This is a genomic window from Anaerobranca gottschalkii DSM 13577 (genome assembly GCF_900111575.1).
Lineage (GTDB): Bacteria > Bacillota > Proteinivoracia > Proteinivoracales > Proteinivoracaceae > Anaerobranca > Anaerobranca gottschalkii.
The window spans coordinates 1-10,299 of record NZ_FOIF01000059.1; the positions used below are offsets into that span (position 1 = coordinate 1).

The following is a 10,299-nucleotide window of genomic DNA, read 5'->3' on the forward strand; positions in this document are numbered from 1 at the left end:
TAGACTATATTGTTTTACCCATCTTCTGATAGTTGTAGGGATAACACCAATATCTCTAGCTACATCAGTTGTTTTTTTCCCTAATTCGGTAATAAGTTTCACTATTTCTTTCTTATAATCATCAGTAAATTTATTTTTATTGTTCATAGCTGAAACACGTCCTTTCTCTTTTTATTATAGCAACATTTCTACGTGTCCAGCAAATCTAGTACAGTCTATTTCATTTTTTCTTAACATACCACTGTCAGGGTCTGTCTTGCTAATCTTATTTTCCTTTAATTCTTGCTTTTTTTTACTAACATCCAAAGGTTTTTTGTCGTGTATTTCCCGATCTTTGTTGATTTCTTGGTCTAAAAGCTCTTGATAATTTCTTGCTTCTTTTTCTAATAATACTTTATCAAATTTCTTTTTGTTAGCATTCGCTTTTACATGAGTTGCATCTATGAAAACAGCATCTGCTTTAACAAAACCTGCCTTTATTGCCTCTTCTAATATCCTAATAAATATCCTCTCAAATATATCTGTATCTTTAAATCTTCTAATATAATTCTTCCCAAATGTTGTAAAATGAGGTATTTGCTCATTAAGTCCATAACCGATAAACCAACGATAAGCAGCATTTGTTTGTATTTCTAAGATAGTTTGACGCATGGATTTTATTCCAAATATGTATTGAATAAATACTATCTTAAAAAGTACTACAGGATCTATACTTGGACGTCCGTTGTCCATACAATATTTATCTGAAACAAGATCATATATGAAATCAAAATTTATAGCTGCATCGAGCTTTCTTACCAAATGATCTTCTGGTATTAGTTGGTCTAAGCACAATATTTCATATTGATTACGTACATCATCTTTATTTCTTGTTAACATTTAATACACCACCTAACATCTTCTCTATATTATTTATATATTAGATAAAAAACTAGAGAATCCTTTTTATTTTCAAGGATTCTCTTTGTTTTTAGACTTTGTCTTCAGTCTGAGAGCGTATAGGTCACACTTCTTTGACTTATACGCTCATTTTTTTTAACATCATATTAACTTTAACCCTCGTCAGCCTTACCAAACACTCAACATGCCTTGAGAGCATGAAAAAGATAAAAAAATACCAAATATCTGTTGATATTATTTTAGAAAATGTAAATCGAATTTAATACATGCACCACCATGTTTTGCATTAAAGGCAACAATACTTCCGCCATGCATTTCTACCAGTCTTTTTGCAATATAAAGTCCCAGCCCTGCATGACCATCTTTGGAAGAACGTGACTCATCTCCCCTGTAAAATTTCTTAAATAGATTTGATAGATTTTTACTACTAAATCCCCTTCCTGTATCACATACTTTAAAACAAATATTATCACAGGTAATATCCGCATTAATTGTTATTGTACCATTTTCCGGCGTATTACAGATGCTGTTCGAAACGATATTGTCAAGAATACGCTCAAGTTTTACAACATCAATAGGACATGTTATTTCAGCCTGATTTCTATATGTTACATCAACCTTAAAATCTATCTTTTTATTTTTTGTCATCATCTCATAACTTTCTTTTTTCTGCATTAAAAAAGAGTATATATCCACTGGAGCGATATTAAGTTCTGCGCCAGACATCTCAAGGTCTGCGGCGTAAAGCATTTCCCTAATAAAGTTGGTTCCCTTATTTGCATTATCTTTTATTACTTGCAAATATTTTTGGGTCTTTTGAGTATCAACATAATTGCCTTCCAGAAGTGATTCAACGTAGCCCTGTATTACAGAAAGAGGTGTTTTTAGGTCATGGGCCAGAGCCTGAACCATTTCCTGTCTTTCCTGCTCTGCTTTCCACTGTGATAAAGACTTTTTAAGTTCGTTTTTCATTTCATTAAATGCTTCACAAAGTCTTCCAAGCTCATTATCGGCATAATAATCTATACTAAAATCAAGATCCTTCTCCTTTATCTTTCTTGATGCATCAATAAGCGTATTAACCGGCTTACCTATATTAGCAGCAAATTTCTTTGAAAAAAACAATGTAAAGATTACTATATAAATAAACGGGGAAAAAACAATTAAAATAAATAATGGTACCAGCATTATTTTATCTGATATGCTTGGATAATGAGGTGTTAGTGTATATGATAATGAAACTGCTCCGCTTATTTTCCCTTGAGAATCGAATACCGGGATGATTCTTGTATATCTTCCATCTATTCTAATGGTAGTATTCACTTTACTATATAAATTCTCTTTGCCATTTAAAAGTTTTTTATAATCTGTTCCATATATCATATTGCCATTTTCATCCATAACTTGAAACAATATACCTTCTGAAGGAATTATTTTCTCAAGAAGTTGTTTTTCGCTCTCGTTTAAAAGAATTACACCTTCTTTTCTGATATAGCCTTCAATATCTGGAATTTTCTTTTCATAGTAGTTGGCCGGATATACTTTTTTATATTCAATTTTTGTATAAATAACATACCCCGCATAATACGTAGCTATTGTAGCTATTATGCTTGATATGACAATTAAAATAAACGTTATTACAAATTGTGATTTCAGAGGCTTTCTTTCCAACATATAAATACACCCTCTAAATATATATATATAATTTCGCATTACATTATTTTGTTAAATCGATAGCCGATACCCCATACCGTCGATATATACTCTGTATCGCAATCAAATTCAGCTATCTTTGCTCTTATGTTTTTCACATGCTCAGTCACAGTTGAAGAATCTCCTTCTGCGTCATATCCCCAAACCTTCTCATAAATCTGTTCTTTTGAAAACACCTGACCCGGATGCATTAAAAGCAGTTCTAAAATTTCAAATTCTCGTTTAGTAAGAGATATGATATTATCATTAATCTTAACCTGTCTTGATTTTAAATCAACCGACAGTCTGCCAAAGTTAATCAACACTCTCTTGTTTAAGTTATTAAGGAAGATAGCCCTTTTCTCTCTCCTTAAATGTGCATCTATTCTCGCGAGCAGTTCATTAAGGCTAAAAGGCTTTATTAAATAATCATCGCCTCCTAAGGCAAGGCTTTTTAGCTTATCGGTTTCCGACTGTTTTGCACTCAAAAATATGATCGGGCAAAGAACTGCATCTCTTATTTTTCTACAGACTTCATACCCATCAACGCCAGGCATCATAATGTCAAGAATAATGATGTCCGGCTGTTCTTGGGCTTTTCTAATACCGTTTTCACCGTCATATGCTGCTAATACAATATGACCTCTGCTCTCAAGAGAATCTTTTAATAGAATAACTAAGTCTTCCTCATCATCAATGATAAGAATCTTATTCATACTGATTAAGCCTCCCCTTTCATTTTTCTTTAATCAGATATTTTTCTACCCTCCCATCTTTTAAACCAAATCAAACCTCCAACCAGTAAACTAACAAAAAGTACTGCAGTTGGAATAAGACCCTTTATAGCTTGATCTGCGATAAAACCTGAAGATATGATTTCGGGTGGTAATTTCATGCCAGGCAAATATAATAAATATGCTCCTGCTAACCCTGCTAAACGAACTGGCCATGCCCACGGTACAAATTGCCAGATCTTATTGCCCAGACTTGTTGCCATCAAAGCAGCTATTAGAACACCACCGCCACCAATACCAATTGATGCACCCATTCCCCATGCGAAACTTATCCATAAATGGAATGCCAACAGTGGAAGGGTTCCTATCATAGCCATTATAGCTGCTATAATAAAAATCGGCCAGGATATATACATATTTAATATAAAGCTTAATCCTAATAATAGCACTAATACTGCAAGTAAAGTACTTGCCGATGCCAACAAAATAAGTATTGATAGTTTTCCAAGGTATAAATCCCTGCGCGGCAGTTTGCTTCCGAGAAAGCCGTTGCAACTACCGGCAAGTTCCTCCTGATGTATCATTAATCCTGATATTAAACCTGCACCAAATGGGATAACCAGTGCGGTCCATGCTTCAAAAAATACCTGAAATATTGAAATTTGAATGTCTATCATTATTGCCTTTAATGAAAAATACCATATAATAAGTGCTGCAAAAATCACAGGTGTTAAAAACGCAAGCCATCTTATAGGCGTGCGCTTTGTCTTAATCCATTCTGATATTAATATCTTCATCATCTTACCTCCCTTCTATTAAACCACACTGCTGTAATTATAGTAAAGATTATTAAGGCAGCAATTGCCAGAGCTACCCCTGCTGGTATTACTGAAGGACTGCTAAGGGGATTTGATGTCTCCAAGGGAACCCCATTTGGGTGTACGCCTATTATAGGACACATAAGCCTTGTCGCCCAACTCCATGGGACATATATCCAATAGTATTTAGGTGCCGCTATAATACCGGAAATGAGTCCAGCGAATCCCACAGCCATACTAAAAAACGTACCTTTCCATGTTGCTACCCATAACTGGAGTGGTATTACAGCTAGTGATGTGAGCCATATCGTAAACCCACCCGCAAAAATCTTTATCCATGGAATTTCTCTCCTTGCTACAATAAACCCTGAAATTATTATAAGGGCAATAAGAACAAATGTTGCAAGCATTATATGATATGCCATTAATACTATTTTACTTATCCAGATAATTAATGGTGAAATATTGTGAAGCCTCAAATTTCGGTAATTTCCCGCTTTTTTTTCCTGCACTGCCACTAATGCAGCCAATAAAGCTATATTAAGTGGAATAAAAATTACCGGCCACCAGTTGTATACTTGGCAGAGAAGAAGCTGCCAAGGTGGTAGATAATTAGCAGGCATAAATATTTTTTGTAGTAATGCTATTATTATAAAAAACAGTGGTGCAAATAATATAATTTGTCTGGTAAAAGTCCTCCTATATTTAATGCTTTCAGACTTTATTACATTAATCATTTTTTAGCCCCCTTAACAACTTTCATGAATAATCCCTCAAGGTCTTCATCATGATTTATTTTACCCTGATGTTTAAGCTCACCATTGCTTATTATACCAATATGGTCAACAAGCTGTGACACTTCCGGCAATATATGGCTTGATAGAATTACCGTAATCCCTCTTTTAGGGAATGACCTGACTAATTTCCTCAGTTCCTGAATTCCTATAGGATCAAGGCCATTTGTAGGCTCATCAAGTATCAATAATTCTGGATATCCTAAGAGAGCAATTGCTATGCCAAGTCTTTGCTTCATACCCATTGAAAATTGTGAAGCAAGCTTTTTGCCGGTATCTTTAAGGTTTACTGTCTCAAGTACTTCGTAAATTCTTTCTTTTGGAAGTCCCATCAATTTTGTGTGAATCAGGAGGTTTTCAACTGCAGTTAGATTGCCATATAAAGCAGGGGATTCAATTAATGCTCCAATCCGTTCAAGGTGTTTTCTCTGCCATGTCTCACCAAAAACAATAATTTCACCTTTTGACGGATACAATAGTCCCGTAAGCATTTTTAATATAGTGGATTTTCCTGCTCCATTTGGACCAAGTAATCCGTAGATTGAACCCCTTGGGATTTTGAGTGAAACATCATTTACGGCAAGCTGCTTTCCATAGTATTTTTTCAGCCCTCTTGTTTCAAGTATCAAGTTTGACATTTAGCTCATCCTTTCATTACATTATTAATCTCTACTACGATTATTAATGTAACAGGCAATTATAAAGAATTTATAAAGTTGCTCTTACTAATCAAAAGAAAATAACCGCCATTCTTTCTTCATTGACTGGCGGTTATTTTCTGCTTGCATTTAACTCTTTTATTTAGTCCTTACTTTTATCAAAAATCTTTTTTATACAACTCAAGAGTTATCTTTATCCTTCAATTCATCAAATTGTCCCAAAACCTTTATTTATCAACCTTTCACCCTCTCCAGTTTTGCAACCGTCTCGATATGTGTTGATGGTATGGAATAGATAAATTGCTCAGTAAAATACACCAAAAAAGATGGTAAGTGTCTCCAAAAAATAACTTACAGTCATCCCAACTTATCATCGAAACAACTATGAGATACCAACACATCTCGGCTCTCTGTAAGAATTCCTCTTTTTTAAAAACTATAGATGGTAAATTGGGTACTTGTTACTGCTGGTATCATGGCACTTAGCTCAAATAATACAATACATATCGTCTTAAATATCGACTATCATTAGGTTCTGGATGGTAAATAGACTCGTAATACTCCCGTTTTTCATCAATACAAATACACAGTAATTTGCGATAACAACGACAAATCTCGGTTAAGAAGTCTTGGCGCACCCGAAGTCTAAAGCCAAGTGATAATTTCTCCCGTGTGTAACACTCATCCTGGTAGCCTTCCTGCCATGCCTCATACTTGGCAACAACTTCGCCATTTCTGAGAAGATTCAACCCTTCAAACGACAGATTGAATTCCTTTATGATGAAAGAGGTCAGAGTACACACATTTAAGTACCCCAAAAAAGTTAAAGGATTCTCGTGCTCGGCGATAATGGGGATACATTCGTCTGACTTTTCCAAGACTCTGTGTCCTCTACCAGATAGTTCTATCTGAGTCTGTTTAATTGTGACAGACATTGAGGAATTTGGGAGGATTCTCTCGGTCCATAATTCAAGTTCATCTAACCTATAGGATCCACCGTACACCTGTCGAGGGAGCAGAAATCCTTGCAGAGAGATCTCTTGTCTATATGGAACATTGTACGTTTCTTCCTGAGCCATTCTCCGCTTCTCAAATATTGTTATCCATTCTCCATCATCACCCTGGATTCTTGTATCTCCAATTTCCAGAGATTTGAACGCGTCCAGCTCGCTGAACCAGGCCTCTTTGTCATGGACATTAAGTGGCTCGATGTCTAGAGGGCGCGGCATTAAACCACGGAAAACATATTCCGGATCGGCAGGCTGGATTGTCTGCCAGAGCCAGTTAATCTGTTCTTTGCTCATCTTCAGCTTTATAGCCACTTCGTCCAGTATGCCCCAAAGAGTCTCTGTAACAAGTTCCTGAAATTCGGTTGTAATCCAGACAACAGGCCAGCCCTGCGGATGTACATGGCCGTACCAGTCATCTTTTACACGGTCTCTCTCATCATCTATCGACCATTTTTGGGCAATCAGTCGTTCTTCAATGGCAGCCACAAGATTCCCCGGAGGTACTTGAAGAATTTTCTCCATCAACTCTACCTGCTTGGAAAAACCAAACAGGGTGTTTCGTTTTAGAAAATGCTTGAATTCAGGAGTAGAACAAGACGGAAGTATATATGACGAATAATATATGGCATCTGAGTAATTCTTATCTATACGCTGGACAGAACTGTTAACGGAAGCTTCAAGAGGAGAAGCTTCGTCCACACGGCGAAGAATACGCAGAACTGTTTGACGGCAGAAAAAGTCCTCCCTCTCAAGAATTTGGGCGAATACCTGCTGGTGCGGCACCAAGAGCTGGGGACAATGGGTAGCAAGACAGTAAAATACCGTCAGCAAACGACGCAGAATCCTTCCGGAAGCTGATACCATCCTGGTAATAAGCACAGGTATTGCCTCATCGGGTCTGGCAATCGCCAACTTCGTCACTGCCTTGATCAATCTCTCGCCGTGTTCAATCTCAGAAGTCGACAACTCGTCCACAACAAAATTAAGAATGAGCTGGTTGGCATCGGCGGACGGTTCCTTGTACTCTTTCAGCCATGCATAGTTATCATTCTTAGGCAATTGCGCAAACATGCTTTCACAATGCGTCAGGAAGTCATTGAATACATCCTCAAGTATTTGAGGTTCATCCAGCACATCCAGTCCAGAAGCCGCAATAGGCGGTGTATCATAGCCACCACCGGAACCGCAAGTTGATTCATAGCATTCCTTTAGGACAAACTTCTTCGCAGTTTGTCTGTCCCTTGCCGCTGCTGCCGCCAGATATTTTCTGTTATCTCGCCAACGGGACCAGCTTCCATAGCAAGCGTATGCTATCCCGAAGCACGATATGGCGTTAGCATGATCTCCGAATTCCACAAAACGTTCAGCTAATTGTTCAATTACAGTTGCATCCTGCCAGCGACCTTCAGACTCAGCATATTCCTTGATCGATATGAGGTCTTCTAATGACTTGGCATTCGTTATGTGATGTCTTAAAGAGGTATTTACTAGATCCCGTTCGTAAAAATGCTCATTCTGGTTCTTCAGCTTGTCAAGCGTCTTCAGAAACTCAGTAAATGATACCCGACATTTCTCAGCTATGCCTTCAATGGTTATGATATCACCATCCAGTTTGAACTCTGATGGCGGCTTAGCCCATGAGTCAGCATTGTCATTCTTAACATTAGTGCTACCAGGGATGCCGAGCTCTTTCTTCAGGTCTTCGGGCCAGTGCCTAGGTGTGATCTCCGTTAGTATGAAGCGTCGGAAGCGGTTTTCGAATTCATTGTAGATTTCTACTGAACAGGATTCGTGCACCAAATCAACGATGTGCTGCCTGGTTTCCATAATTTGATTACAATGCCTACCATCTTCGCTAAAGTGATTGGCAAAGAGCTCCGTGAGACACCAGAGGTACTCGGGGTCGCCCTCTTCCATACTAAGAATGTATTCCTCAAGGCAATCCTGCATCTTCCATCTTGCTATAGACCGTGAGAAATGAGTTAGCAAATCAAACGCGGCCTGCCGATTGACTTTTAAAACGGCCGCGAAAGCTTTCTGGGGAAACCACTTGGTCTCCCTGCCATCCGTAAGATGTGGCATCCAGTCCACCATTGACAGCACGCGAGCACACCGTTCAAGTGCCAACTTAGGCTGACGCTGATTGACGAGATTAAGGATGTCGATCAAGTGTAAAAGGGTGATATCCTTGTGATACCCATATATTTGCGATGAGCGTATGCCATAGCGGAGCCACTTTTCGGCATCATCACGCATACCACACTTAGCCATAATCGCTGAAAGCCAAATGAAATGATCCGAACGGGAACCACCTTTAAGCAGGGTTGACTTCTCATAGGTTTCGGCACAACTTCTCAAAATTGGAGCGAGCCTAGTGCCCACTTGCGGAATTCTCGCAAGGGTTTCCCAAATCCGAAGCTCAAAACCATAATCTTGACGGGATTCCCCTATTCCGAAATGTGTGTTCCATAGTATAGAGTCACGAAGGGAATCCAAGCCCATGACCCATTCACTCAGACGCTCTGGAAAGTACTTCTGTACCTGCTCAGTAAGAAGGCCGATAGACAACAGCAGTACTTCTCTAATTAGCTCAATCGACTCGAAAATTCTTTCGCCTTCTCCTTGTTCAGCCTGTACAAGTATGTTGATACTGTTATTGTCAATTAAAATTCCCCAAAAAAGGGAAGAATTTTTCCCCACCTAGATAAAAAATAATAAGCTATTTCTTTATCTAACTTCACTAAGTTTTGCTTCCTGTTCTTTCATCCTGTAACTACCACCATTGATAACTATGAAATGGCAGTGATGTATGAATCGGTCAAGGATAGCTGTTGCAAGGACAGGATCATAAAATATATTACCCCATTCTTCAAACACCTTATTTGAAGTTATTATAGTAGAACCATCTTCATATCTTTTTGATATAACTTCATAGAAATCATCTACACTGTTTTGATTAAGTTTTTTTAGACCTAGTTCATCAAGTATTAGCAAATCAGGACTTATATAGTGTTTTAATCTTTGTTTAAAAGAGTTATCTGCCCTTGAGAGATTAAGATCTTCTAGCATTGCATTAACAGTTGTAAAAAGAACATTGTATCCTTGGGATATTGCTTTAACTCCTAATGATATTGAAAGATGAGTCTTGCCTGTCCCAGGTGGCCCTATAAAAGCTATATTCTCTTTCTTTCTAACAAATTCACAGGTTCCAAGACTATATATTAGTTTTTTATTTAAGTTAGGTTGGAAATTAAAGTTATACTCTTCTATTGTTTTATATTGTGGGAATTTGGCCCTTTGTAACCTTTTATTTGTCCCATTATCCCTCCTATTAGCCATTTCATCACTCAATAGTAATTCAAAGAATTCTATGTACGATAATTGGTCTTTTATGGCCTGTTCATTCCTTGTTTCAAAGGTTTTGATTATACCTGATAGTTTTAGTTGCTTTAACTTGCTTAAGATTACATCATTCATTTATTTCACCTCCCTCCAAGTAGTTTTGCATAACTTGATAGTGGTCTTGCAAGGGAGGTTTCATTGGTATTTAAGTATGTTTCATTGTTATCTACTGGTAAAAACTCAATCCCTTTTTCACAGATATTTTTAACAGCTCTGTATTTTAATGCACCATAAGTATATGCTCTATGGCAGGCATTATCAATAGTTTTATCATCATAGTATTTTCTTAG

At 37.4% G+C, this 10,299-nt stretch carries 8 protein-coding genes and 2 pseudogenes; all 10 read right to left on the reverse strand.

Annotated features, from left to right (window positions below; translation table 11 throughout):
- Nucleotides 1–147 (reverse strand): transposase (locus tag BMX60_RS12495; protein WP_143055925.1); only part of this gene is annotated, 147 nt, incomplete at its 3' end.
- 72 nt (nucleotides 148–219) lie between these two features.
- Nucleotides 220–879 (reverse strand): annotated as a pseudogene (locus tag BMX60_RS10320) (transposase); the annotation flags it as partial.
- Between the two features lie 255 nt (nucleotides 880–1,134).
- Nucleotides 1,135–2,574: a sensor histidine kinase gene (locus tag BMX60_RS10325; RefSeq protein WP_091351386.1), complete on the reverse strand. Its 1,440-nt coding sequence runs from the start codon at nucleotides 2,572–2,574 to the stop codon at nucleotides 1,135–1,137.
- A gap of 38 nt (nucleotides 2,575–2,612) precedes the next feature.
- Nucleotides 2,613–3,308, reverse strand: a complete 696-nt coding sequence (locus BMX60_RS10330) for a response regulator transcription factor (protein ID WP_091351387.1) — start codon at nucleotides 3,306–3,308, stop codon at nucleotides 2,613–2,615.
- 29 nt (nucleotides 3,309–3,337) lie between these two features.
- Complete coding sequence (locus BMX60_RS10335; protein WP_091351388.1) at nucleotides 3,338–4,123, reverse strand: lantibiotic immunity ABC transporter MutG family permease subunit; 786 nt, start codon at nucleotides 4,121–4,123, stop codon at nucleotides 3,338–3,340.
- Nucleotides 4,123–4,881: a lantibiotic immunity ABC transporter MutE/EpiE family permease subunit gene (locus tag BMX60_RS10340; protein WP_091351389.1), complete on the reverse strand. Its 759-nt coding sequence runs from the start codon at nucleotides 4,879–4,881 to the stop codon at nucleotides 4,123–4,125. Before BMX60_RS10340 ends, BMX60_RS10335 begins: the two co-directional genes overlap by 1 nt.
- Entirely contained in the window at nucleotides 4,878–5,576 is a 699-nt protein-coding gene (locus tag BMX60_RS10345; RefSeq protein ID WP_091351390.1) for a lantibiotic protection ABC transporter ATP-binding protein, read from the reverse strand. Before BMX60_RS10345 ends, BMX60_RS10340 begins: the two co-directional genes overlap by 4 nt.
- Nucleotides 5,577–6,079: 503 nt before the next feature.
- Nucleotides 6,080–9,175, reverse strand: coding sequence for a hypothetical protein (locus BMX60_RS10350; protein ID WP_207648438.1), 3,096 nt, complete (start codon nucleotides 9,173–9,175; stop codon nucleotides 6,080–6,082).
- A 159-nt stretch (nucleotides 9,176–9,334) separates the two neighbouring features.
- Nucleotides 9,335–10,084, reverse strand: coding sequence for an IS21-like element helper ATPase IstB (gene istB / locus BMX60_RS10355; RefSeq protein ID WP_091351392.1), 750 nt, complete (start codon nucleotides 10,082–10,084; stop codon nucleotides 9,335–9,337).
- Between the two features lie 5 nt (nucleotides 10,085–10,089).
- A pseudogene (locus BMX60_RS12100) lies at nucleotides 10,090–10,299 on the reverse strand (IS21 family transposase); the annotation flags it as partial.